Here is a 23,452-nt window from a genome sequence, read left to right as displayed (position 1 = left end):
GCTTCGCTAAGGGCCGACCGAGCAGGTAGATGGGTTTGGCTGCATTTAGATTGTAGTCTATCGGGCGTCGCTGCATATTCGCAGCGATGGCTAAGTGTACCTTTGCGGCCGCCCCACTCTAACCCATGTTCTCCGCATTGGGCCCACCTTTCCAAGTGCCAACTCACAGGGATCTCTTGAGTGATAGATCTTCTAAGATTGCATGTGGTTTGGGATCATCGCTCGGGTGAAGGCGCCCGGATTGCAGAACGCATTTCTCGGCACTTCGACGGTATCGGCATGGAACGGGACGGCGTCGCCCACCGCGTACCGGTGCGCTTCGCAAGCGTGCCGTGGTCGGACGGCACCGACGTGCCAAGGGTTGTTGACCTGAATCGGGCGCGCCATAACGCCATAATCCTTCTCCACGACGAGGAAATGCACGATCGGCGCCATGCCTGGAACTCATGGACCGCGGAAGTGCGCGCCGCCATCGGCGCACGCGGCAAACAGGACCTCTACGTCCCGTTCGGTAGCAGCACCGGCGAGCCGCCGCTCGAGGCGGATATGTCCGAAAACATCCAGTATCAACGCCGGGGAGGCTGGGGCGGATTTGCGGACGATGAAGCGCGTGACAGGCGTCTGATGCTCGTCCTGTTGGTCTGTGTGCGCGACCATATCCGTCGGCTCAGTGGCAGGACCGATCGAGAACCGATATTCGTCAGCCATGCGAAGCTCGACGGGGACCGCAGCGCCCGAGCGATCGTCGATTTCATCAATGACTCCCGAGATGGTCTGCCGCTGGAGACTTTCTACGACGCGACCGAGCTCATGCCGGGCGAGGACTATCGCGAGCGGTTCCGCCGAGAAGTCGGACGAGGCACGCTCTTGGCGATTGTTTCCGACGTCTACGACTCCCGCCCCTGGTGCGTATTCGAACTCACCGAAGCGAAGCGCCGACGCCGCCCGATTGTACTCGTCGACATCGGGGGGCGAAGGATCAGCCGTACGTTCCCTTACGGAGCCAACTTACCGCGTGTGAGGGTGAATCCAGACCCTGGCGGATCGGCGTGGATCGAGCCGCTACTGGTGGAGGCTTTGTCAGAAGGTCTGCGCTGTGACCTGTTCGAGAAGCAGGCCAGCGAAGCCTCCCCGCACGACACCCTGGTGCTTCCGCGTCCACCGGAACTCTTTGACCTCCTTCACCGCGACAGCCTGCCGGGCAAGATTGTCTATCCGGACCCGCCTCTAGGGAACATCGAGGCGGACCTGCTGCGTAGGGCTCTCAGCACAACGTCGCCTGCGACGAGGATGTTTACGTTGGGAGAGATCACGTGAGCGAGCTGGAAGGGCGTATTGTTGCGATTTCGATCGGCGACGCTCCCGACCGGGCCCGCCTCGGGTTCCCGCAGCGCGAGGTCGACAGGGCGCTGCTTTCGACCTGTACCGCACTCGTCCGCGCTGGGGCGGAAATCGCCTATGCGGGCCACCTTAAACCTGAGGGTTACACATTCAAGATTTTTCGCCATCTCGCCGGCGCCTACGCGGGGTCGAGAGAGACCCCGTTCCGCCACTTCGTTCCCGAGCCGGTCGCAAGGGGCACGCGCTACGCCGATCTTCTAGCTGTCTTGAACGAAGGACGGGGCGTCGTCACGACGGAGATCGCGCGCGGCGAAGCGTTCGTTCCGGTGCGGCCGGGCGGGGGTGGCATTCGGCTAGGCGATGAAGTCGTGTCAAACGACATGCAGCTCAGTAAGTGGTTCGCCGCAGTTGCGCCGCGAAACGCGGCCGAAGGCTACCGCACAACGCGGCGCATGATGTCGTCGCGCGTTGACGCTCGAGTCGTTATGGGAGGAAAAATGGGCGTGCTTTCCGATCCTGGAGACACGTATCAGGGTGCGATGCCGGGTATAGTGGAAGAGGCGATCGTCACGCTTGAACTAGGCAAGCCGCTGGTCGTCCTCGGCGCATTTGGTGGGGCAGCGCGAGACGTTGCGATCGCTCTGAAGCTGCTAGACGCCGATCATGCGGTGCCGCGAGGCGAGCAGAATGCCACTTACCGACCCTCAATTGACCGGGTCGCCGCCCTTAGCGATCGCATTCCAGGTGCCCTGCGTGACGTACTCGCTCACCTTGCAGACGATGACCGAGCAGAACAGAACGCATTCCGCACGGCCAGCGCTATCGCTGAGTGGCTGACGACGCCAAGGTAAGGCAACGTTTTGCGCTAGATTGATACGTGCGAAAAATTAGGTCCGCTTCAGAACCCCATACTGAAAAAGCCGACTGTCCGCAGTCGGCCCTTTTCCGACCTTTGTCCCAAATTCTCGACGCCATTTTGAATGCTATTTCCAATCTTATCTTCCGTCCGCGGCCTTTGGCGCGCCGGGCTGTCGTGAACCGAGCCAGGAGTGGCTGTCTCGGCCATACGGCTTCCATCCCTGACGGTTAAGAGATGAAGCGGCAGGCTCGCCGCTGCATGTTTGTCTGCGCGGTCGTGCCGCCCGCTTGGAACCCATTCTTCCAGCTTGCATCACATCCGCCGATGCTCTGCTGCGGGTCAACATTTTTTACCCGCGAGCGGTGCCGGCCGACCCGTTCCGGTTTCGGGGCACGGCTAGGCGGTCCCCCACAAAAATTGTTGACCCGTCGCCGGAGGTGATCTCACGCCCAAAGTCCGGTCGGCCGACTTTGGTCGGCCGGCTTCTTCATTGGTTTCGTTTTGGACGCTCGCCGCTGGGCAAGGGTTCAAGCGCGAGGTCTTCTTTTTGGCTTCGCTGCTTTCAACCCAAACAGAAAGCGAGATGATGATGAACAACACCATTTTATGCGGCGATTCCAAAGACCGATTGAAGGACCTGCCGGACAGCAGTGTCGATTTGGTCGTGACCGACCCGCCTTACCTTGTGAACTACCGCGACAGGAAAGGCCGGAGCGTTGCCAATGACGCCAATGCGGAAGCCGTCCTGCCGGTTTTCGATGAACTCTATCGCGTCTTGAAGCCGAACACGCTTTGCCTGTGCTTTTGCGGTTGGACGGCACTGCCGGAGTTTACGGCGGCATGGGCGAAGGCTGGATTCCGGATTGTCGGCCATATCGTCTGGACGAAAGACTATGCATCCTCGAAAGGACAGACGGCCTACCGGCATGAATCGGCCTATGTGCTGGCCAAGGGCTGGCCGAAGCCGCCCCCCGAACCCTTTGCGGACGTGCAGAAGTGGGTTTATTCCGGCAACCGGTTTCATCCGACGGAAAAGTCCGTCGAGATTATTGCGCCGCTGATAAAGGCGTTTTCCAAGCCGGGCGATGTCATCCTCGACCCGTTTCTCGGTTCCGGCACTACGGCGGTGGCCGCAGCCCTGACCGGACGGCGCTATATCGGCATTGAACTGGAACAGGCCTATTGCGACCTTGCGGAGAGACGCTTGCATGGCGTGGCGCGTTTCCGCCAGCGGCAGAATGCTTCGACCGACGCAAACCAGAGCGGCGATGACCGCGACGCGGCTTAAGGGGAGGCGGCTATGACCAAGACCCCACAGGAGACGACTATCGAATGGGAGGGCCGGTCTATCCGGCTTTCCTATCAGCCTCACTATTTCCAGGAGATGGCGCATCTGGAAATCCGAGCGGCGGATGGCGAACCGCTGCCCATGACGGAAACCGGCTACCGGTCGCATTTCTTCGCCACGGACGAAGCGTCCGGAATGGATGAGGTCGCAGCGCTGGTGCGCGACTGGCTGGACGAGGAGGCGCAATCGAAGCGCTGGCAGGACTATTTTGCCCGCTCCCGGCAGTTGGAACTGTTCTGAGACTGTTAAAAAAACGCCGCCCATGTCGGGACCGACATGGGCGGCTTGTCGAACGCTTCGCATTCTCTCGGACGGCCGTCGCGAGACGCGCCGGGGGCACGGCTGTCATTTTCAGGTCGCGACCGATGCCCTGTGTGCATCGGCCGCGATTTTTCAGTCATCAACGCCCATATGGTCGCGCCAGGCATTGATGACGGTCCGCGCCAGGATGATGGCCTCGCCATGACGGGACATCAGTTGGTCTAAATCGAGACCGACACAGCTCATCAGGATAAGCGCATCGTCGATCATCGCCGCGGATCGAACGAGAGCGGTGAGCGCGGTCTCGAATTCCGGGTCGTCTGTCTGGGGGATGTCCGGGATGGTCATAGCGAACTCCTGCATCTGAAGATGCAGAAGCGATAGGCCCACTCGCTGTGATGGGCTGGCTGAAAGCGGGCGGTCTTTTCTCATGAATGTCGCGGAGACGAAGGGCGTCCGGCCCGCCAATCCCTTCGAAGCGTCAGTCGGTCAGGACGTCGCGCTGCTTCCGAACTGCGCCAGCGCGCGGGACAGCGTCCGAGGATGAACACCAAACAGCGCGGCCATCTCCGCCTTGCTGCTCGCGCCGGACGCAAGCTGTTCACGGGCTTTCCGGATTTGCATCTCGGTGAGCTTAGGCCTGCGACCGAGAACCACGCCGCGCCTGACCGCTGCCTCCAGCCCTTCCTTCGTTCGCTTGGAGATCATCCGGCGCTCATATTGCGCCGCTGCTGCCATCACCGAATAGGCGAATTCGCCGGCGGGCTCCGCCGTGTCGAGCTTGAGCGAGACGATCTCGAAACCGATGCCGAGCTTTCGCAACCGCTCTTCCTGCAGAATGGCATCGACGGTCGAACGAAAGGCGCGGTCGAGATCCCAGACGATCAGCGTATCGCCGGGCCGCAAGCCAGCCATCACGGCATCGAAGACGGGACGCCTGGCGGCCACCGCCGAGAGCTTTTCAATGTAAAGCTTGTCACAGAGCGGCGAGAGCGCATCGATTTGCCGGTCCGGGTTTTGCTCCTCGGTGCTGACCCTGAGATATCCAATCTTCATAAATCGTATTTATATCAGTATGTTACAGGCGAGGCGGGAACCGCCCGCCGATTGACAGAATCGGTCCTTTCCTGTCGTGCCTGCCGGGCTCGTTTTGCGGCCAATCCGCAATCTCGAACCTATTGATATTGTACCAAATTCCAGAGCAGCGATACAAATTTGGGGCGGTTACGATAGTATGACAAAAACCACCCTTTATGCCCCATCTTCCACGTCTCTCATCCGGTCGCAGTCAGGCGCTTGGCCTGGCTCTGTCGCTCCTGGCAGGAACACAGGCGAACGCCCAATCGGCGGGCGATGTCCTGGACAAGATGACGCCGGAGCAGAGCACCAGCTACATCAATGGTGTCGTCGAGGGACTGGCCTATGCGCGCTGGCTGCAGGACAAGCCCGACCGGACCGGCATGGCCTGCATCTATGACTGGAACTATGGCGATGATGCCAAGGCGAATTCCAGGCGACTTATCGCATGGCTGGAACGGCATCCGGACAAGCCGGTCGGCGCTCTTGTCCATACACTCATCAAGAAAGATTGCGGGGCCTAGATGCAGTCGATCGCCAGCCCCTTCCTGAAACAGAGCAGCCCGAGCCTCACCAGTGCGTGGATCAAGGCCGATCACCTCAAAAAATTCGAGGCTCAGCGCGACAAACGAATGCGTAATGAAAAGCAGGCTGACGAGGCGGACGCCGATTTCTTCGACCTTGCTATCTCGGTCGTGCTGGCGACGATGGAGGAGATCGAGGCGTTTCAGGTGAAGCTGGATGAGTATGACGAAGCAACAGTGCAAGCGCTCATCGCCAACAATGAACAGCTTGATGCCGTTCAGAACGAAATGAACGACCTGCTCGACCGAGCCCATGTCATGGAGGATGGCCGCCGCGTCTTCCGTACCGAAGACCGCAGCGCCATCTATGACGAAAACGGCGAGAAGCTTGGTCACGGCGAAATCGACGCAGACGCCATCTCCGGCGCATCACCAACTTGGGAAGAATACGAGCCGGTCTACACTGAGCGCCAGCATCTGCTGCAGGAACGCCAACAGCTTATCGAATTCCAGGACAAACTCGACGAAGCGCGCGAACTATCCGGCGCCGAAGGCTTCACCAAGGACGAGCTCGACGAACTCGACACCGAACTCGAAGAGACAATGCCTGAAGCCGTTGCGCGGCAATTGCCGGGTTACGAGCCGGAGACGCCGAGTGCGCCAACTGCTGCACTCGATGGAGTGAAGGCGGTTATCTCGGTCGGTCCAGATGTACTGGGGCCAAGCGGGCCGTAGCAAGTTATCATTGTCGCAAACTCAAGATCGCGATTACGTAGAGCCGACGGTGCCGCTGGGGCTGTAAAAAGACACTCGGCTCGCCGGCATCAACCAGTCAGAAGCAGACATTGTTCTATACCAGCCACACCGGTGCTACCGGCTCATTTCTGCCCTTCGATTGAGGTCGAATGACCGCAGCTGATCTAAATCGGAAATCGACGACGGCTGCGTTGTGACAATTCTGAAAGTGAGGATTGGCGCTGATCACATATCTCCTGCTGCCGATTATCATTCCGGCATGTCTTCTTCCCACTCTTTCCATACGGAATCGTGCAAAGTAACGTGCGTACATGGACAGTTTCGAATTGCAGAACGCACTAAACGACTTCGAAAATCGGATGCTGGATGGATCCGATAACACTATTGCTCGAACCGCCCTGCGGAGGCTCCTTTTCGGACTCGCCGGATCGTCAATGAGTGGTTCACTTGGAGACGCGGTGGAAATACTCGCGAGCCAACACAACGCGTCGCCGGTCGCATCAACGGTAGTTCTTCGGGCGCTTGCGGTCGACGGACTCGTTCAGGATAACCTTGAGAACAATCTCGCACGCAACATCGTTTCCTTGGTGGAAAGAGGCCTTCCGGGATTTACCGATTTCCTTGGAATGGGGAAGAAGAAGCAGACATTCGAGAAGTTGGACTTGCTACGCGGGGCGATGGCTTGGGTGAATACTCAACTCGCGCCATTTCGCGTTTCATATACAACGCTCACTTCTATGATCGAGGCGAAAAAGAAGATTCTAGGCGCACTCAGTCACGGCCGCCTCCTCGAGTTTGGTGGCGCCTATCATCTCTCGGAGGTCAAGGATGCGGTAATATCCGTCTACTCGGGTTTGGAAGACGTTTCGAAGGTATCGTCTACGCTCGCCGCGGATCTGGGTGCATGCGAGCGCGCGATCGATGACGCTCGGCGCTTGGCGACGCAATATCCATCTTTCGTCACGGTCGAATATCTTGAGCCGTGGCTACAGTGCGCATCGGAACGCCTCCACGAGTTCACCCACTCCCTTCGAGGCCGGTTTACAGCTGTCGTTGCCCAAGACTGGATAGGTGAGGATTTACCGAAACGCTATCCATTGATGGAAGAGGGGCGCGAACTACGAATCCTGGTGCCGTTTCGCAGCGATGGTCGTGGCGCTGCGATGAATGTGCGCGTCAGCGTCGCCAGCGAAAGTACGCAGGTTCTTTTCCTCAACGAGGAAATTGCTCTCGGCAACGTGTCGCCCGGCAAATTTTCGGTGGCGCTCGACGTGTCCATAATCGATGCTTGCCACTCGGCTTCTGTGATGCTGGGCATCGAATGGGGAGAGGTCGGTACTTCTGAGCGGCAGGACGCTCTTTTCGAAGTGCGCGTCCTCGCGCAGAAGTCTGGAATCAATTGGGAAGCCTACACCTATGCCGATCCCTACAGCACTGGCCCGGCGGAAGGCGAAGACTTCGTTGGTCGGCAGGAGCAGGTGCAGACGCTTGTAGCCCGAATGGTACGAAGTCCGATGGAGCCCTCTTACATCACCGGTCAGAAGCGTGTCGGCAAGACCTCGCTTGCAACCGCTGCAGCGGATCAGGCGGGGTTGCGAGATCCAAAAGGCAAGCTTTCCTGGCACTACATTCTTTGGGGCCAGATAGCACACGAAGATCCACGCGTCTCACTTCGCCAACTCGGGGAACAGATCGAAGAATTCATCGTCGGCGAGTTGCCGGGCAACGCGGCGGTGCCGCGAGGATCATACGACGGTTCTCTATCGCCGTTGATGAAACTCTCTGCCGCGGCGAAAGCCAGCGACCCCGACAGGCGCTTCGTGATCATCGTCGACGAATTCGACGAGATGCCGCAGGACCTCTATCTCCAAGGCAACCTCGCCGATACTGTGTTCGGCAACATCAGAGCGCTGACGACTACGAGCAACATCTGCCTATTGCTAGTCGGAGGCGAGAACATGCCCTTCGTCATGGACCGCCAGGGGCAAAGGTTGAACAAGTTCTCTCGCGTCAACCTTACCTATTTCAACCGCGCGACTGAGTGGGACGACTATATTAGACTGGTTTGCGAACCTTCGGCCGGGTTCCTGGAATGGCATCCAGACGCCATCGCTGAGGTTTATGATCTCACCAACGGTAATCCGTACTTTAGCAAGATCATTTGCTCAAAAGTCTTCGCGCGCGCTCTTAGGGAGCGCGACATCGACATTACAGGGGAAGAAGTCCGTGAGGCGGTCAATTTAGAAATATCGCGCCTCGACGACAATCTGTTCGCGCATCTTTGGCAAGATGGCATACACGCTCCAATGGAAGAGCGCGAGCCGATAGTCCTCAAACGCAAACGCGTTTTGGCCGCACTCGCGCGGTGTTTCAGGTCGGATGTGCCGGCAACAATTGCAAACATATACGAGCGCAGGAGCGCATCCGATATAAACGAAGCTGAATTGACGAGAGTGCTGGCTGACTTTGTAAGCCGGGAGGTGCTAGTGGAGGAAAATGGCAGTTACCGCACTGTCCTGCCCATCTTCCAATTGTGGCTCGTCGATGTGGGTCTTACGAGGCTCGCCGCGGACGCGCTTTCACAGGATCTGGCGGCGGATGCGCAACGCGCTGAGGATGCAGCGCGCGTCTTGTCTGAAGAATTGGTCGAACTAACAAAGAATTGGCCGACCTATCGAGGTAAACATATTGGGCCGGAAGAGGTGCGCGCATGGCTGAATCAGCGGCCGGGTAACCACGAACAGCGGGCATTATTCACGATTCTTAAGGCAACACGTTTCCTCTCTGAGGCGGACGTGCTTCAGCGGATAAGAAGCGCCAATTTGACAGTGCTCGGGCTTGTTGAGGCCCCGGTTCGAAAGAAGTTGACCGAAAGGCGCAACGACATTGTGATTACCTACGTGGACGGCGAAGGGAAGAGCGGGCAAAAGTACGCTTCGCTTTATGCAGAGGAGAATCTTATTTCGACGACGGCAATCCTGCCGCCATCAAGTTTCCAGGAAGCATATCAGCGACACATTGAACAGCACGGCGTCCCCAAAGTGATAGTGGTGGTTGACGACATGGTGGGCACTGGACAGTCACTTGCCGCGAACATGAAAAAATTCCACGACAAAAATTTGGCTTCGTTATCCGCCGGAGGTTCTCTTTTATTCGTCTTTGCACTTTTGGCTACAGACGAAGGCCAAAAATACATACTCCAGGCGCTATCTGAACTGGAGTATTCTAGCATCGATTTCCGAGCCGGCGAGATCATCAGTGCGGCAGACAACCTATTTGCAGGCGACAAGGGGATTTTTGCGACACCCGACGAGCGAGATAGAGCGAAGACGGTCGCAACTGACATCGGCGCAACTATTTATAGGAACGCGCCACTGGGCTACGGTGACCAAGCGTTGAGCATAGTGTTCCCCTCCAGCGTTCCCAACAACAGCCTGCCGCTGCTTCATTCTCGCGGCAAGGGGTCTGGTCCGCAATGGCAGCCGTTGTTCGAACGACTGGTCAACTAGGCGGATTACAAATACGTCGCCATGCGAGACCCTATTCGATAGTTAATAGGCACTAGCTTACAAATTCGGAGAAGGGCCGCCTAATGATGACGCTCGGTCGATCTATGCATCGACCGCGGCGTGCCCGCAAAGTAGCCAGATCATGCTCAAGAGCGAGAACACGATCCGCTTCGAGGTTATGTGCACGAGAAAGCTTCCGAGGAACGCGGCGGTTTCCAGAATAAGCAGAGGCAGGGCGCAAACCGGATTTTGAATTAGAAGCCCCACCATCCTAAGACATTCTGCGTTTCGGTGAAGCCATAGGGATGTTTTGAGTGCTTATCTGGTGACTTCTCGTTTGCTCGATTTTTCGCGTGATATCTGGCGCGGTATAAAATCTTGCTACATCTTTGTGCCGCGTCATGGCGACGTAGGTAAGATGCTCATCCATATTCGTGCTTGAGAGAACGAAGCTGCGGTCCACGGTGCAGCCCTGTGATCGGTGGATGGTCACAGCAAAGCCATGGTCGATGGAGGGGAACGCGCTCGGCGAGAAGGTGAGCGAGCGGCACTGCCCGTTCTCATCCGGGTCGAGGGTGATCGTCAGCTGCCGGTTGCCAACCTTTACCAACGTTCCGAGCATGCCGTTTCGGACATTGAGCGTGGCATCGTTACGGGTGAAGAGAATACGGTCGCCTTCGGCAAAAGCGCGTGGGCCGTGGTCGGTGTCGAACAGCGTTTCCGGCTTCGGACCCTCCGTCTCACGCAGCGCTGACTTGATCGCTTGGTTGAGGGCGTGGACATCCTTCCGCCGATGCGCGAGCGCCAACCGTGAAGCGGATACGCCATGCTCGCTACGATCGGCCATGTAGTCCGCGACCAGAGTTGCAATGGCGTGGTCACGGTCGCGTTCGGTTCGGACAGCGCCATGCTCAGCGTAGGCCTGCATCGCGGTTTCGATGCTACCTGATGCGAGCGCTTGTGACGCTTCGCGTTGCCATTGAGGGCTTTGCCGCCGGATCTCGGTGAGGCGCGCCGCGCCGACATCATTGACGATGGCTTTGAAAGGCGTTCCGGCTTCGATGGGCTGGAGTTGATCCGGATCCCCGATAAGAACGAGCTTGCAGCCGCGTTCATGCAATGCGCTTGCGATACGGTTGAGCTGCCGTGTTCCGACCATGCCCGCTTCGTCGATGACGACGATATCGCCATGGCCAACTGGTTCATATCCGCTCTTCCAGCTCGCTTCGAGCGAGGCCAGCGTTCTTGATGGAATACCCGATGCGGTTTGCAGGCTGTCCGCCGCCTTGCCTGCAAGAGCGGCCCCATGCACGCGATAGCCCTGCCGTTCCCAAGCTTCGCGCGCTACGGAGAGAAGCGTGCTCTTCCCAGCGCCCGCCAGGCCGACGACCGCAGAGAGCTGGTTCGGCTTCAGGACATGGCGGATGGCCGCAACCTGTTCATCGCTGAGCTGTGCACCGACACGCTTTTTAAGACGAGTATTTTCCTTGGCGATGGCGCGATCGATATGCCGAGCATTGACGCCGAAGCCGCCGGAACCGGCCAATGCATTACATCGCTTCTGCAGGGCTGACCGCGCCGTTTCGTAGTTCCGCGTCGTGAAGGATTGTGATTCGGTGCCTTCAACCGGAACAAGCTCTGGCGATCGGAGGGCAGTGTCGACGGCTGCACGCAATCGCATCGGATCATCGAAGACATCGGCAAGGGCGATGACGATCTCGTTTCGGGTGAAGCTGGCCTTTTTTTCGGAGAGGACATCGAGGATGCGCTCGGGACGGCTTCTGATCTGTGCCATGGTGACCGGCGTATCTTCCGGCGGCAGGACGAGCGGCTGAAGCGGATCGGGTTGGTAGATCCGAAGGTCAGGACTTTGCCCGATGTCGAAGAAGGCTCTCTCCAACTCAATGGCGAGGCTGGACCGATCAAATGTCTGTTCGAGCGCGCGGCGTTCGACAATATGCCTGTCGATCAAAGTCTGGGTTTCGGTGCGGTCACGTTCCTCACAGGCCTTCGCGTCTTCGGCGAGTTGGTCCCGCAGACGATCAAGCTGGCCTGACAAGCGCGCCCAGACGGCACGGAGACCGGTCGGCAGGCGGTCATTGCGTTCTCTGGTTTCGGCAATGCGCCGTTGCTCCTGACTGTCGGCAAGCGCCTCTCGTTCACTCCGTTGTCGCTCGACGAGTTCAGCCCGTCGCATCTCGAACGCATCGGGGAGGGCGTCCTCCGCTTCCTTGGTGATGCGAACACCATCGCGTTTGAGGCGTGCGATGGCTTCATCGACGGTCGGCAGATCGTCTTGCGGTCCGAACTGCGCCCGCAATTCCTTTGCCTTCACGCCACACCAGCGTGACAGTGAATAGACTTCTCCATCCGCATCGACGGCGACGAAGCCGCGCCGGTCGCCACGTGCTAGGCAGAAGCCATGTTCACCGAGCGCCGCCGCGAAGGCCTGACGGGAATCCGATGCGTCCCAGCATGCCTTGAACATCGCCTTCAGCGCGGTCGGATCACGCTTGACGCGTTTGGCCTGTCCGGCTTCGGCATGGGAATAGGTTATCTCGTCGCGGTCTTCGGCGTTCAGGAGACCGACTGGCATGTCCCATCCATGCTCGCGATAGAGTTCCCGTGAGATATCGGTCAATCTCAGCTTGAAGTGCGGAAGGTTGATTGCCCGCATCTGTCCGACATCAATCCGTGACCAGACACAATGGGCGTGGCGGCGGCCCTTCTTCTCATGGAAGACGACGGCGCGCGGCTGGCCGGTCAAGCCGAGCCGCCGCTCGATACCGGCAATTGCTGCCTCGAATTCGGCAATCGAGACCTTTGCCGACTTCGGCGGGCTGAGGCTGAGCGAAAACAGATATTGCCGGCACTTGGTACCGTGCGAGATCGCCTCGGCTTCCTTGAAGGCTCCAATCAGATCATCGGCGAGAAACCCGCGCAGATCGTGGATCACGGCATGCTCATTGTCCTCCACATTGAGAAGATGCAGCGCCAGTTCCCGCCCGTGGGCACGCTGGTTGCCCTTTAGGATCATTCCCGATAGCCCAAAGCCCGCATCAGCGTCGTCCGCATCAACAGGACGGTATCGTAAGCCTCGTCAATCTGCTCCCGTGTCCGATCATCCATCGCCAGGCTTCCGACATTTGCGTGGTAGGCAAGCTGGTTGAGGTTGTTGGCGATGCGCGATTGGCCGAGCAGGCCGAGAAGCTGGGCGACGGCCGCCTTGTCGGCGATGGAGGCGTATGAGCGAGGACGACGACGCGGCAACTCTTCGTTCAGCGCCAGAGCGCGGAGATAGACGCTCAGCGCCATGCCGTCAGCCAGTTGCCGCAGACGCTCGTAATCATCACGAGAGAACCGGACGGTGACACGCGGGCAATCACGCGTCGTCTTGTGACGAGGGCGATTGTCTGGCTCGTCCGATACACCTGCCGCAGGGTTCGAGCTGGCAGAACCGAAAGCAGGAGCGAGGACGCTCATAGCGACGGCCTCCGGACGGGCAAAGTGGACTTTCGCTCAGGTCGGTCTCTCCGTTCGCTGAGCTTCGCCGCTTCATCAAATGCCAGAAGCTTCTGCCTCACCGCCGGGTCGGAGCGAAGGCAAAGCTCCCAGTTCTCTAGCTCCTCAAAAACCTTGGACAGCGTTGAAATTTCTATGTTATTCTCTTCAACTGCACCATGACCCGGCTTCGGCCGGGTTTTTTGCGCATGGGCGCCTCGAAAGAACCCGTTCCTATGACTAGGAAATTTCAATGTTCTTTACAAAGGCAGCAAGCGTTGTTGCATATCTTGCATTCTTCGCAGGAATATTTCTGTGTTCAGTAGCTTTTACTGTTGCCTACACGGACAATCAGCAATTGGTGAAACGATACCTCGGAAACGGAACTGCAGGCGATTATATCGATGAAGGTCTTCTGATGGTTGCGGTCGGTATCGTTGTCGGGGTCCTGTCTGAAATCAGTCGCTCGATCTCCAAAATAGCCGATGTGGAGGACGACAAGACGTAGGTATGGTGGTCTGCCAATATCGTGCTTGTAGGTGAGTAAACATCTGAACGATCTTCAGGTGCGACATCGAACATCCGCCCATAAAAGACCCTGCAATCGTCGTGGAACCATCACATTGTTGCCCGATCCGCCTTCGAGAAGCGGCGCAGTTTAACACACCGGAAAACATTGCGGCACAAGGCCTCGGGGATGGGGCGTGCCGTGCCGCGGGCCAATAGCCCGCCGCTGTTTTCGGTCGTTCATGGGGCACAGAATATGAAAAAGACGATTTTTACCGCTGCGGCTGCTGCCGTGCTTGCGTTGTCCTTTGCTGCGCCGGCCGCAGCAAGCTGTGGCAAGGCTTCCTGGTACGGGCCGGGATTTCACGGCAAGAAGACGGCATCGGGTGAACGGTTCAATCAGAACGCCATGACCGCCGCTCACAAGACCCTGCCGCTCGGCACCAAGGTCAAGGTCACCAACAAGCGCAATGGCCGCTCCATTGTCGTGCGCATCAACGATCGAGGACCCTATGCGCATGGCCGGGTTCTCGATCTGTCGAAGGGCGCGGCCTCCAAACTCGGTTTCATCCGCTCGGGTCACACCTCGGTTTGCTACAGCAAGGCCTGAGCGGGCCTTCCTCTTCGGAGACGACGGATAGACGGCGACCCGCTTGGGTCGCCGTTTTTATTGGTCAGGACGCCATGAGAGTGGCTTCTCGCGCATCGTCTTTCAGGTCGGACCGTCGGGAGAGCCGCTGCAGAAGCGCCACTGTCGAGGCTGCATCGGCCGGCGTGCCGAAATAATAGCCCTGTCCGCCCTGACAGCCGAGTTCCACCAGCTTCTCCGCCTGTTCGCGCGATTCGATACCCTCCGCGATAACATCGATATCCAGCCCGTCGCAAAGCGCCAGAATGGCCTTGACGATATGTTCGCTCGGTCGGTCTTCCAGGACGACGGAAACGAAGGACCGGTCGATCTTCAGCTTGTCGAAATGAAAGTCGCGCAGGCGACCGAGAGACGATTGTCCAGTGCCGAAATCGTCCAGCGAGATATGAATGCCGACATCGCGGAACTGCGAGACGATCTGCTTGGCGCAGGCCGGATCCGACATGACACCGGTTTCTGTAATCTCGATCTCGAGGCGACGCGGATCGAACCGGGTTGCCACGATGATCGACAGAACCAGGCGGGTCGTCTCCGGGTCGACCAGTTGCGTGGGCGAGAGGTTGAAGGACAAAAACATGCGGCGCGGCCAGTCTCGGGCAGCAATGCAGGCCTTCTCCAGCAGCAATTGCGTCAGCAATTCGATGAGCCCGCGCTCCTCGGCGATCGGAATGAACACCGATGGCGGCACCGATCCGAAATCGGGATCGGTCCAGCGCGCCAGGCACTCAAAGCCGATGGGCTCTCCGGTTCGCAAGTCGACGATGGGCTGGAAGAATGGCTCGATCTCACCGGCCGATACGGCGCGGCGCAGCGCCTGTTCGATCTGCGTGCGCCGCCGCATGGCCTCTTCCATCTGGCACGTATGGATGAGCAGTGAACCGCAACCTTGCCGTTTGGCGTGATACAGCGCGCTTTCCGCCTTTTCGAAGAAAACCTCCCAGTCGTCCTCCGCGTCCTCGTAGATCGCGCTGCCCGCGGAGCAGGAGATACGGACGGATCGACCGCCTATGTCGTAAGGCGCGGAAACCAGTTCCAGAAGGAGTTGCACCTCGACGCGCACGGCCTGTTCGGTAAAAAGGGAAGGGTGGAGAATGGCAAATTCGTCGCCGCCCAGGCGGCAGACGGTGGCCTCTTCTTCCAGTGCGCTATGCAGTCGCAGAGCGATCTGTGCGAGGATCGTATCGCCAGCGCACCGCCCGAACAGATCGTTGATCGGCTTGAACCCGTCAATATTGAACAGAGTGATGGCGAAGGGCACCGGATCGGCAGCATGAGCCTCGATCATGGTGGCAAGTTTTCGGAAAAAACGCTGGCGGTTGCCCAGCCCCGTCAAACTGTCTGTGGATAGGAACTCGGCCGTATCGGAACAGTCTGTTCGTGCTTCTGGTCGCATAAGGGGCTTTCGGTCGATCCGAATATCATCCTATTGCACTCGAATTGCCAAAACGTTGACGTAATCTGTCGGATTGATCCGACGGACCAGCCTCTTTCTCCCACCGGTCGAACGCGTTATGTCCCGCCTATCGAATGGCAGTGCGGGGATGAGTTTATGACGTTGCGTGTCGCGATCCAGATGGATCATGTTTCGGGTCTCCATATTGCCGGCGACACCACATTCGCCCTCGGCCTGGCCGCGCAGCAGCGCGAATATGAGCTTTGGCACTATGAGCCGGATGCGATGAGCCTTGACGAAGGTCGCCTCCTTGCGCGTGCACAGCCGCTCGTTCTTCGCGATGAGGAGGGCGACCATTTCGATCTCGGCGAGGAAAAGCGTATCGATCTGGCCGATATGGATGCCATCCTGCTGCGTCAGGACCCACCCTTCGACATGAACTACATCACGACCACCCACCTTCTGGAGCGGATTCATCCCGACACGCTGGTGGTGAACGATCCGGCCTGGGTGCGCAATTCGCCGGAGAAGATTTTCGTCGCCGATTTCCCCGACCTGATGCCAGAAACACTCATCACCCGGGACCGCAAAGCCGTTCTCGACTTTCGGAAGCGCCATGGCGACATCATCCTGAAGCCGCTTTACGGCAATGGCGGCGCCGGTATCTTCCATCTGCGTCACGATGACAGGAACCTCACCTCCCTGATCGAGCTCTTCGAGCAGATGAGCCGCGAACCCTATATCGTCCAGCGCTACCTGCCCGCCGTGCGACAGGGCGACAAGCGCATCATCCTGATCGAAGGCGAGCCCGTTGGCGCCATCAACCGCGTTCCGGCTGAAACGGATTCGCGCTCCAATATGCATGTCGGCGGCCGGGCCGAGCCGATCGAACTGACCGACCGTGATCGCGAAATTTGCGAACGCATCGGACCATCCCTGCGCGAACGCGGCTTCACACTGGTCGGTATCGACGTTATCGGCGACGTTCTGACCGAGATCAATGTGACCAGCCCGACCGGCATTCGTGAAGTGAAACGGTTTGGCGGCCAGGACATTGCCGAACTCTTCTGGGACGCGGTGGAAAGCCGATTGTCCCATATGGCCAGATAACGGCCTGCCTTCGTGGCGATACGGTCCGCCTGGTTGCAAGCCTGCCCGGGCGGAATGAAAAGTTCATCGAACGTTCTTGATCTGTACGCAAAACCATGCTTGCCTTAGGGCAGGTCGGGTACAGAGGATCAGGCAATGGTTGCTACCATTCATACCGTGTCGTTTCAGGGGGTCGAAGCCGTTCCCGTCTGCGTGCAGGTCATGGTCGCGCCCGGAAAGATGAACATGCAGATCGTCGGCCTGCCGGACAAGGCCGTCGCGGAAAGCCGAGAGCGGGTCCAGGCGGCGCTTCATGCGTCCGGTTTGTCCATGCCGGTGAAGCGCGTAACCGTCAATCTCGCCCCGGCAGACCTGCCGAAGGAGGGTAGCCATTACGATCTGCCGATTGCCCTCGGCCTGATGGCGGCAATGGGCGCTATTCCGGCCGATGCGCTGGATGGATATACCGTTCTAGGCGAATTGTCGCTGGACGGAACCATCGCGCCGGTTGCCGGCGCCCTGCCAGCGGCGATTGGCGCCAATGCGCAGGGAAGAGGGCTGATCTGCCCTGCGGCAAGCGGCGGCGAAGCGGCCTGGGCCGGTGAGGAGATGGATATTCTCGCACCGCGCAGCCTGATCGCCATCGCCAATCATTTCCGTGGCACGCAGGTTCTTACCCGCCCGCAGCCCGCCCGGCGGCAGATGGCTGGAAGCCTGCCGGATCTGGCGGATGTGCGCGGGCAGGAAACGGCCAAGCGTGCTCTAGAAATCGCCGCTGCCGGCGGCCATAACCTTTTGATGGTGGGCCCGCCCGGTTCCGGCAAATCCATGCTGGCCGCCCGTTTGCCTTCGATCCTGCCGCCGCTGTCGCCTCGCGAACTGCTGGAAGTGTCGATGGTCGCCTCCATTGCCGGAGAACTCGCCGGCGGTCAGCTCAGCGAAAGGCGGCCCTTTCGGGCGCCGCACCATTCGGCATCCATGGCGGCGATGGTCGGCGGCGGCAGTCGCGCAAGGCCGGGCGAGGTCTCGCTCGCCCACAATGGCGTTCTGTTTCTGGACGAATTGCCGGAATTTCATCCGACCGTGCTGGACAGCCTACGCCAACCGCTCGAAAACGGCGAATGCATCATCGCCAGGGCCAATCATCGCGTCACCTATCCGGCGCGTATCCAACTGATTACGGCGATGAATCCGTGCCGCTGCGGCATGGCGGGCGAACCCGGCCATCGCTGCGCGCGCGGACCGCGTTGCGTCAGCGATTATCAGGCGCGCCTGTCCGGCCCGCTTCTGGACCGGATCGATATGAAGATCGAAGTGCCGGCGGTTACCGCAGCGGATCTGATCGCTCCTTCGGACGCCGAACCTTCGGCTATCGTTGCCGAGCGCGTCGCCGAAGCGCGGGCGATCCAGAATGCGCGTTTTATCGAGCTTGGCCTGCCAACCGCCACGACCAACGCTGTCTGCGGATCTTCCGTCATCGAAAAAGTGGCGCGTTGCGATGCGGCGGCAGGAGCGTTGTTGCGGGACGCGGCGGAAAAAATGGCGCTTTCGGCCCGCGGTTATCACAGGGTTCTCAAGGTCGCACGAACACTGGCGGATCTGGACGGCATGGAAAGCACGGGCCGTATTCATCTCGCCGAAGCGCTGTCCTTTCGAATGGCCGGCGATCGCCTCGCGCAGGCCGCCTGATCGGACGGGTCATTGGCGTTCGACTGACGTTGACGAGGACAGACGGGCCTAACGGCTTGGCTCGACCGAGCCGACGAAGATTTCATTGCCGCTTCGCAGGCTCACCCAGCGGCCGGAATGGACGCTCGATTGTCGCTTCAGAAAACGATAGGGCGTCTGCGCCCAGGAACGGACCTCGTCGCGCAGATTGTCTAGAATGAAATCGCCGTGATCGGTGCGGAAGGTCAGTACGGCATGGCCTTCGCCATCGGGTTTGCGCACCACGGTGATCAGCAAGTCCGAATACGGGATGCCCATCGCGGCGAGCGAGCGCTGCTTTTCCAGCACGTAATCTTCGCAATCGCCTGCCCCGCTCGGAAAGGTCCAGAGCTCCTCCCGGCCGTAGAGGTCGACATCGTTCATCGGCGCGATGGCGCGGTTGATCTGGCGATTGATCTCCGTCACGCGCTGCCAGATCTGCGAAGTTAGAATAAAAGGGCCTTTGTCCCGGCTCTTGACGTCGCACTCGGCGGGATTGGCGACACAGAACTCGTAATGGCCGATCGGTTGCGAGGTCGTCGAGCCCGTCCACATGTTCGAACTGGCCGCCGCGCCCATGCCGCTGGTGATCGTAACGGCGAAACCTGCAGCCAGTCCGGCGAGAAGCCCCGCGCCCTTACCCTTCCGCATCGCAACTGTCCTTCCGCCAAACCTTAACCGAATGTTAAGGACTGGCTGGGCGAGCGGTCAATCGTTCGGGACGAAATGACGTAAGAATTGGTTAAGGTAAAAAATGTCCTAACGAAACGTCAGTTTCGCAATGAACATATAAGTGATTGATTTCGATGGATATATGTCGAAGTGGCGCTATTCAGCCTGCGCCATGATCCTTGGCGAACTGTACGATCCTGGGGACAATGTGCTTGCGAAAGCGCGATCCGTTGAAGACGCCGTAATGTCCCACATTGGGTTGGGTGTAGTGCTGCTTCATGGACGCTGGCAGGCCGGTGCACCAGGCAAGCGCGGCCTTGGTCTGGCCATGGCCGGTGATATCGTCCTTCTCGCCCTCGATCGTAAAGATCGCCGTTTTGGTAATAGCCGAGGGATCGACTTTCTGGTCGCGGTGACGCATCTGGCCGAGCGGCAGGTCGTGGCGGATGAAGACGTTTTCGACGGTCTGCAGGTAGAATTCCGCCGTCATGTCCATGACCGCAAGATACTCATCGTAGAAATCGCGATGCTTTTCGGCGCTGTCGCCATCGTTCTGCACGAGGTGAAGGAAATAGTCCTTATGCGCGATAACGTGCCGGTCCAGATTCATGGTCATGAAGCCGGATAGCTGCATGAAACCCGGATAGACCTTGCGCCCGGCGCCGGGATGCGGCCATGGCACGGTCATGATGACATTGTCGCGGAACCAGGCGATGCCCTTCTCTGCGGCCAGATCGTTCACGGCGGTGGGGGACAGGCGCGTATCCATCGGCCCGCCCATCAGAATCATCGATGACGGCGCCGCTTCGTCGCCTTCCTCGTTCATCCGCGCCACGGCCGCGAAGACCGGCACGGAGGGCTGGCAGACGGCAATGATATGGGTGTCGGGGCCGAGGTGGCGCAGCATGGACATGACATAGTCGACATAGCTGTCGAGGTTGAAGCCGCCATCGGAAAGCGGAACGTCGCGAGCATCGATCCAGTCGGTTATGAATATGTCGCCATGCGGTAGCATGGCCTCGACCGTGCCGCGCAGGAGCGTGGCGTAATGGCCGCTCATGGGCGCGACGAGCAGGAAACGTGGCCCCTTATCGGCGGTGTCGGGCAGGTCGCGGTGGAAATGCAGAAGATTGCAGAACGGATGCTGCCAGACAATTTCTTCCGAAACAGCCACGGTCTGACCGTCGACCACCGTCTCCGAAAGGCCGAAAGCGGGCTTTTCGTAGCGTCGCGTCATGCGTTCGAACAGTTCGGCCGAGGCGGCTATCGAGCGTCCGAGCGCGTTGCGCGAGAAGGGGTTCAAAGGGTTGGAAAAGGTCATTCGGGTGGCGTCCGCCATGACCCTGGCCGGTCCCAGCGCCGCGCGCTGCCACTCATAGACGTGATATAGCATCCCCATCCCCTAATCCTCCTGCTGAGTGGTCCGTCCGAGGTCGAGCAACACTAAAGAGTGTCGGTTGCAATGCAACAGGCGGTTGGCAACGCAGCGAATCTCGCGACATTATGGCAACAGGGCCTTGTGTGAAACTGCTTTCGCTTTGACGGGTCGGTGGATTGGCTGCCCTGCAACAATCCACAGCCACCGGGAATGCCAGGCCGGCAGCCCGCGAGCTGTCCGCCTATAAGGCGTCGCCAATAGCCGCCATGATGGTCTCGCAGGCGGCCCGCCGGTCGTCCGCCCCGAGGATCGGCCGTGCGACGACGAGGTGGCTGGCGCCGGCTTTTATTGCCTCGCCAGGCGTCATGACCCGCTTTTGATCGCCCGATGCCGACCCGTTTGGCCGAATGCCCGGCGTTACAATGGCCATATCCGGGCCGACAATGGCGCGGACTGCCGCCGCTTCAAGGCCGGAACAGACAAGACCGCCCATACCGGCTTCCATCGCCTGTTTCGCGCGGCGCCCAACGAGTTCTTCGGCGGTTTCGCGATAGCCGGCCTCGGCCAGATCGGCCGTGTCCATCGAAGTCAGCACGCTAACGCCGAGCAGCGTCAGTTCGGAACCGGCCGCTGCACGCACTGCGGCCGCCATCGCCTTCGGATAGGCATGGACGGTCAGCATGGATATGCCGAGCGAGGCGACCGACGCCACGCCCTTCTCCACCGTATTGTCGATATCCAGCAGCTTGAGGTCCAGAAAGACCTTCTCCCCGCGTTCGATCAGGTCGCGCGCCAGGTCGAGCCCGCCGGTAAAGGCCAGTTGATGGCCGATCTTGTAGAGACCGACCATTCCGCGCGTTTCCTCGGCGATCCGGCGTGCCTCGTCCACTGTCGGCACGTCCAGTCCGACAATGAGGCGGTCGCGGGCGGATACGGGCTGGCGGATGCCGGTCAAGAAAGCGTCACCGAGGAAAGGACGATCAGCCGGTCAGGCCGGCCGGCGATAGACGAACAGATTGGCGGGCGGCACGTTTCGCAGCACGTAATCGTAGTGGACCACTTCGAAATTGCCGCTACCGGGCGGAACCGGAGATTTTGGCGCGTAGGTGATCTGAATGACCGGACGGCCCGGCTTGACCCGGTCCAGCAGATCCTCGATCAGTCCGGCGCGCTGCTCGACCGGAATGTAGATCAGCGGCACGGCGCAGATGACGCAATCGAAGACTTGATCCTTCTTCGCGCCCAGCGTCGTATCGAGATCGAACGCATCGCCCTGAATGATGTTGACGTCGGGAAACTCGATTTTCAGATGGTCGGCGAAATCCTTGGAATATTCGATGCTGTAGAGTTGGTCGGGCGCAACGCCACGCTCCAGAATCGCCTTTGTGATCACGCCGGTGCCCGGCCCCAGTTCCAGTACAGGCAACCCGCTGGAGACATCCACGACCGATGCCATGATGCGCGCGGTGACGGACGAGGTGGGCAGGATGGCGCCAACCGCCTTCACATCAGCCAGCCACCCCTTGATGAAGCGGATTTCCTCATTGAAGCGGGCCCGCTTCTGGGGTTTTCGTACAGCTTGTGACATGAACATGCGTCCCTTGATCGCAACCGCTATGCGCGGAATATCATCTTTTTTAACCGAACGATCCGGTCAGCGGAAGTTTCCATCCTCATCTTCATGGATCTCATCGGTAACGATGGTTCTGGCCTATTCCCCGAAGGATTCGAAAAAATCCTTCATACGGTTGAAGAAACCAGTGCTTTGCGGCGAATTCTCGGCTTCGGAGATGTCCGCAAATTCCTGCAGCAATTCGCGCTGACGCTTGTTCAGCTTCTGCGGTGTCTCCACTGCGACCTGGATATAGAGGTCGCCGACAACGGTTTCGCGCAAAACCGGCATGCCTTTGCCCTTCAGGCGGAACTGCTTGCCGTTTTGTGTGCCTTCGGGAACCTTGACGCGCGCCTGGCTGCCGTCGAGCGTGCCGACATCGAACTGGCCGCCAAGGGCCGCCGTCGCCATGGAGATCGGAACCCGGCAATAGAGATCGGCGCCGTCGCGCTGGAAAAATTCGTGCGGAGTGATGGAAACGAAGATGTAAAGATCGCCGGACGGGCCGCCCCGAAGCCCCGCTTCGCCTTCGCTTGCCAGACGGATGCGTGTGCCGTCCTCGATCCCCGCTGGAATGTTGACCGAGAGCGAGCGTTCCTCCTGGATGCGTCCGTCGCCGCTACAGTTTTTACAGGGATCGGACACCACCGTTCCACGTCCGTGGCATTGCGGGCATGTACGTTGAATGGAGAAAAAGCCCTGAGCGGCGCGAACCTGGCCCATGCCATTACACATCGGGCAGGTGGTCGGCTGGCTGCCGGGAGCCGCTCCGGTGCCATCGCATTCCTCGCAGCTGCGCGAAGTCGGCACGTGGATCTGGGCCGTCTTGCCGATAAAGGCTTCTTCCAGGCTGATTTCCATATTGTAACGCAGATCGGCGCCACGTTCGCGACCGCCGGCCCGGCGGGATCGACCGCCGCCCATCATATCGCCGAAAATATCTTCGAAAATGTCGGAGAAGCCGCCGCCGCCGAAGCCGCCGCGTCCACCGCCGCCCATGCCGCCATTTTCGAAGGCGGCGTGGCCGAACCGGTCGTAGGCGGCACGCTTTTGCGGGTCACGAAGCACGTCATAGGCTTCGTTGAGTTCCTTGAACTTGTGCTCGGCCCCGGCATCGCCCGGATTGCGGTCCGGGTGCCATTTCATGGCGGCCTTGCGGAATGCGCTCTTCAAAGCCTTCTCGTCCGCTTCGCGTCCAACGCCGAGAAGCTCGTAATAGTCGTGTTTGGTGGCCATGCTTGGCGATCGGTCCCTGAAACGGCATAGGCG

At 59.4% G+C, this 23,452-nt stretch carries 21 protein-coding genes; 11 read left to right on the top strand and 10 right to left on the bottom strand.

Annotation, left to right across the window (positions count from 1 at the left end; all coding sequences use genetic code 11):
- Positions 1-180 precede the first annotated feature (180 nt).
- From B7H23_RS03265 to B7H23_RS03250, 4 genes are all read left to right on the top strand, one after another.
- Positions 181-1,317 carry a TIR domain-containing protein gene (locus B7H23_RS03265; RefSeq protein WP_143534715.1) on the top strand — a complete coding sequence of 379 codons (1,137 nt, stop codon included), beginning with the start codon at positions 181-183 and terminating at the stop codon, positions 1,315-1,317.
- Entirely contained in the window at positions 1,314-2,192 is an 879-nt protein-coding gene (locus B7H23_RS03260; RefSeq protein WP_094075936.1) for a hypothetical protein, read from the top strand. Before B7H23_RS03265 ends, B7H23_RS03260 begins: the two co-directional genes overlap by 4 nt.
- Before the next feature lie 591 nt (positions 2,193-2,783).
- Positions 2,784-3,488 (top strand): DNA methyltransferase, encoded by a 705-nt coding sequence (locus B7H23_RS03255; RefSeq protein ID WP_206608840.1) that lies wholly within the window; start codon positions 2,784-2,786, stop codon positions 3,486-3,488.
- A 12-nt stretch (positions 3,489-3,500) separates the two neighbouring features.
- Positions 3,501-3,788, top strand: coding sequence for a hypothetical protein (locus tag B7H23_RS03250; RefSeq protein ID WP_094075935.1), 288 nt, complete (start codon positions 3,501-3,503; stop codon positions 3,786-3,788).
- 153 nt (positions 3,789-3,941) lie between these two features.
- On the opposite strand, the gene B7H23_RS03245 is transcribed toward B7H23_RS03250, so the two are convergent.
- Together B7H23_RS03245 and B7H23_RS03240 are read right to left on the bottom strand one after the other, a co-directional pair.
- The gene (locus B7H23_RS03245) at positions 3,942-4,157 is read right to left on the bottom strand and encodes a hypothetical protein (RefSeq protein WP_143534714.1); all 216 of its coding nucleotides are present in this window, start codon (positions 4,155-4,157) and stop codon (positions 3,942-3,944) included.
- 141 nt (positions 4,158-4,298) lie between these two features.
- Positions 4,299-4,865 carry a recombinase family protein gene (locus tag B7H23_RS03240; RefSeq protein ID WP_094075933.1) on the bottom strand — a complete coding sequence of 189 codons (567 nt, stop codon included), beginning with the start codon at positions 4,863-4,865 and terminating at the stop codon, positions 4,299-4,301.
- 197 nt (positions 4,866-5,062) lie between these two features.
- On the opposite strand from B7H23_RS03240, the gene B7H23_RS03235 reads away from it, so the two are divergent.
- The 3 genes from B7H23_RS03235 to B7H23_RS03225 all read left to right on the top strand — a co-directional run bounded on the left by B7H23_RS03235 (position 5,063) and on the right by B7H23_RS03225 (position 9,675).
- Positions 5,063-5,410 carry a hypothetical protein gene (locus tag B7H23_RS03235; RefSeq protein WP_094075932.1) on the top strand — a complete coding sequence of 116 codons (348 nt, stop codon included), beginning with the start codon at positions 5,063-5,065 and terminating at the stop codon, positions 5,408-5,410.
- A complete protein-coding gene (locus tag B7H23_RS03230; RefSeq protein ID WP_094075931.1) occupies positions 5,411-6,145 on the top strand; it encodes a hypothetical protein in 735 nt (244 codons plus the stop codon).
- A 332-nt stretch (positions 6,146-6,477) separates the two neighbouring features.
- Positions 6,478-9,675: a phosphoribosyltransferase-like protein gene (locus B7H23_RS03225; protein WP_094075930.1), complete on the top strand. Its 3,198-nt coding sequence runs from the start codon at positions 6,478-6,480 to the stop codon at positions 9,673-9,675.
- A gap of 271 nt (positions 9,676-9,946) precedes the next feature.
- Here B7H23_RS03225 and B7H23_RS03220 read toward each other — a convergent pair whose 3' ends face one another.
- Together B7H23_RS03220 and B7H23_RS15810 are read right to left on the bottom strand one after the other, a co-directional pair.
- Entirely contained in the window at positions 9,947-12,712 is a 2,766-nt protein-coding gene (locus B7H23_RS03220; protein WP_094075929.1) for an AAA family ATPase, read from the bottom strand.
- Positions 12,709-13,158: a plasmid mobilization protein gene (locus B7H23_RS15810; RefSeq protein WP_143534713.1), complete on the bottom strand. Its 450-nt coding sequence runs from the start codon at positions 13,156-13,158 to the stop codon at positions 12,709-12,711. Before B7H23_RS15810 ends, B7H23_RS03220 begins: the two co-directional genes overlap by 4 nt.
- A 271-nt stretch (positions 13,159-13,429) precedes the next feature.
- On the opposite strand from B7H23_RS15810, the gene B7H23_RS03210 reads away from it, so the two are divergent.
- Together B7H23_RS03210 and B7H23_RS03205 are read left to right on the top strand one after the other, a co-directional pair.
- Positions 13,430-13,684, top strand: coding sequence for a hypothetical protein (locus B7H23_RS03210; protein ID WP_094075927.1), 255 nt, complete (start codon positions 13,430-13,432; stop codon positions 13,682-13,684).
- A gap of 255 nt (positions 13,685-13,939) precedes the next feature.
- On the top strand, positions 13,940-14,293 hold the full coding sequence (locus B7H23_RS03205) for a septal ring lytic transglycosylase RlpA family protein (protein ID WP_094076848.1): 354 nt from the start codon (positions 13,940-13,942) through the stop codon (positions 14,291-14,293).
- A gap of 64 nt (positions 14,294-14,357) precedes the next feature.
- Here the strand turns inward: B7H23_RS03205 and B7H23_RS03200 are convergent, their stop codons facing one another.
- The gene (locus B7H23_RS03200) at positions 14,358-15,725 is read right to left on the bottom strand and encodes a putative bifunctional diguanylate cyclase/phosphodiesterase (RefSeq protein WP_094075926.1); all 1,368 of its coding nucleotides are present in this window, start codon (positions 15,723-15,725) and stop codon (positions 14,358-14,360) included.
- 156 nt (positions 15,726-15,881) lie between these two features.
- Between B7H23_RS03200 and gshB the strand changes: the two genes are divergently transcribed.
- Both gshB and B7H23_RS03190 read left to right on the top strand, forming a co-directional pair.
- Positions 15,882-16,835, top strand: coding sequence for a glutathione synthase (gene gshB / locus B7H23_RS03195; protein WP_094075925.1), 954 nt, complete (start codon positions 15,882-15,884; stop codon positions 16,833-16,835).
- 135 nt (positions 16,836-16,970) lie between these two features.
- A complete protein-coding gene (locus tag B7H23_RS03190; RefSeq protein ID WP_094075924.1) occupies positions 16,971-18,503 on the top strand; it encodes a YifB family Mg chelatase-like AAA ATPase in 1,533 nt (510 codons plus the stop codon).
- Positions 18,504-18,551: 48 nt separating this feature from the next.
- On the opposite strand, the gene B7H23_RS03185 is transcribed toward B7H23_RS03190, so the two are convergent.
- The 5 genes from B7H23_RS03185 to dnaJ all read right to left on the bottom strand — a co-directional run bounded on the left by B7H23_RS03185 (position 18,552) and on the right by dnaJ (position 23,419).
- Positions 18,552-19,172 (bottom strand): transglutaminase-like cysteine peptidase, encoded by a 621-nt coding sequence (locus tag B7H23_RS03185; protein WP_094075923.1) that lies wholly within the window; start codon positions 19,170-19,172, stop codon positions 18,552-18,554.
- 181 nt (positions 19,173-19,353) lie between these two features.
- A complete protein-coding gene (locus B7H23_RS03180) occupies positions 19,354-20,586 on the bottom strand; it encodes a polyhydroxyalkanoate depolymerase (protein ID WP_094076847.1) in 1,233 nt (410 codons plus the stop codon).
- A gap of 226 nt (positions 20,587-20,812) precedes the next feature.
- On the bottom strand, positions 20,813-21,517 hold the full coding sequence (pyrF, locus tag B7H23_RS03175; protein ID WP_094076846.1) for an orotidine-5'-phosphate decarboxylase: 705 nt from the start codon (positions 21,515-21,517) through the stop codon (positions 20,813-20,815).
- Positions 21,518-21,559: 42 nt separating this feature from the next.
- A complete protein-coding gene (gene pmtA / locus B7H23_RS03170) occupies positions 21,560-22,159 on the bottom strand; it encodes a phospholipid N-methyltransferase PmtA (RefSeq protein WP_094076845.1) in 600 nt (199 codons plus the stop codon).
- A 123-nt stretch (positions 22,160-22,282) separates the two neighbouring features.
- A complete protein-coding gene (gene dnaJ / locus B7H23_RS03165; protein ID WP_094075922.1) occupies positions 22,283-23,419 on the bottom strand; it encodes a molecular chaperone DnaJ in 1,137 nt (378 codons plus the stop codon).
- Positions 23,420-23,452 lie beyond the last annotated feature (33 nt).

The sequence above is a fragment of the Notoacmeibacter marinus genome (assembly GCF_002238045.1).
In the GTDB taxonomy this organism is placed as follows: Bacteria; Pseudomonadota; Alphaproteobacteria; order Rhizobiales; family Rhizobiaceae; genus Notoacmeibacter; species Notoacmeibacter marinus.
Note: the sequence above shows the minus strand (reverse complement) of the source record. Positions and strands in the feature narration are given on the sequence as shown.

Bases quoted from the DNA above. Each gene is read 5' to 3' on its own strand.
- B7H23_RS03255 (WP_206608840.1), top strand. From the start codon at position 2,784: ATGATGATGAACAACACCATTTTATGCGGCGATTCCAAAGACCGATTG.
- B7H23_RS03250 (WP_094075935.1), top strand. From the start codon at position 3,501: ATGACCAAGACCCCACAGGAGACGACTATCGAATGGGAGGGCCGGTCT.
- B7H23_RS03245 (WP_143534714.1), bottom strand. From the start codon at position 4,157: ATGACCATCCCGGACATCCCCCAGACAGACGACCCGGAATTCGAGACC.
- B7H23_RS03240 (WP_094075933.1), bottom strand. From the start codon at position 4,865: ATGAAGATTGGATATCTCAGGGTCAGCACCGAGGAGCAAAACCCGGAC.
- B7H23_RS03235 (WP_094075932.1), top strand. From the start codon at position 5,063: ATGCCCCATCTTCCACGTCTCTCATCCGGTCGCAGTCAGGCGCTTGGC.
- B7H23_RS03230 (WP_094075931.1), top strand. From the start codon at position 5,411: ATGCAGTCGATCGCCAGCCCCTTCCTGAAACAGAGCAGCCCGAGCCTC.
- B7H23_RS03225 (WP_094075930.1), top strand. From the start codon at position 6,478: ATGGACAGTTTCGAATTGCAGAACGCACTAAACGACTTCGAAAATCGG.
- B7H23_RS03220 (WP_094075929.1), bottom strand. From the start codon at position 12,712: ATGATCCTAAAGGGCAACCAGCGTGCCCACGGGCGGGAACTGGCGCTG.
- B7H23_RS15810 (WP_143534713.1), bottom strand. From the start codon at position 13,158: ATGAGCGTCCTCGCTCCTGCTTTCGGTTCTGCCAGCTCGAACCCTGCG.
- B7H23_RS03210 (WP_094075927.1), top strand. From the start codon at position 13,430: ATGTTCTTTACAAAGGCAGCAAGCGTTGTTGCATATCTTGCATTCTTC.
- B7H23_RS03205 (WP_094076848.1), top strand. From the start codon at position 13,940: ATGAAAAAGACGATTTTTACCGCTGCGGCTGCTGCCGTGCTTGCGTTG.
- B7H23_RS03200 (WP_094075926.1), bottom strand. From the start codon at position 15,725: ATGCGACCAGAAGCACGAACAGACTGTTCCGATACGGCCGAGTTCCTA.
- gshB (WP_094075925.1), top strand. From the start codon at position 15,882: ATGACGTTGCGTGTCGCGATCCAGATGGATCATGTTTCGGGTCTCCAT.
- B7H23_RS03190 (WP_094075924.1), top strand. From the start codon at position 16,971: ATGGTTGCTACCATTCATACCGTGTCGTTTCAGGGGGTCGAAGCCGTT.
- B7H23_RS03185 (WP_094075923.1), bottom strand. From the start codon at position 19,172: ATGCGGAAGGGTAAGGGCGCGGGGCTTCTCGCCGGACTGGCTGCAGGT.
- B7H23_RS03180 (WP_094076847.1), bottom strand. From the start codon at position 20,586: ATGCTATATCACGTCTATGAGTGGCAGCGCGCGGCGCTGGGACCGGCC.
- pmtA (WP_094076845.1), bottom strand. From the start codon at position 22,159: ATGTCACAAGCTGTACGAAAACCCCAGAAGCGGGCCCGCTTCAATGAG.
- dnaJ (WP_094075922.1), bottom strand. From the start codon at position 23,419: ATGGCCACCAAACACGACTATTACGAGCTTCTCGGCGTTGGACGCGAA.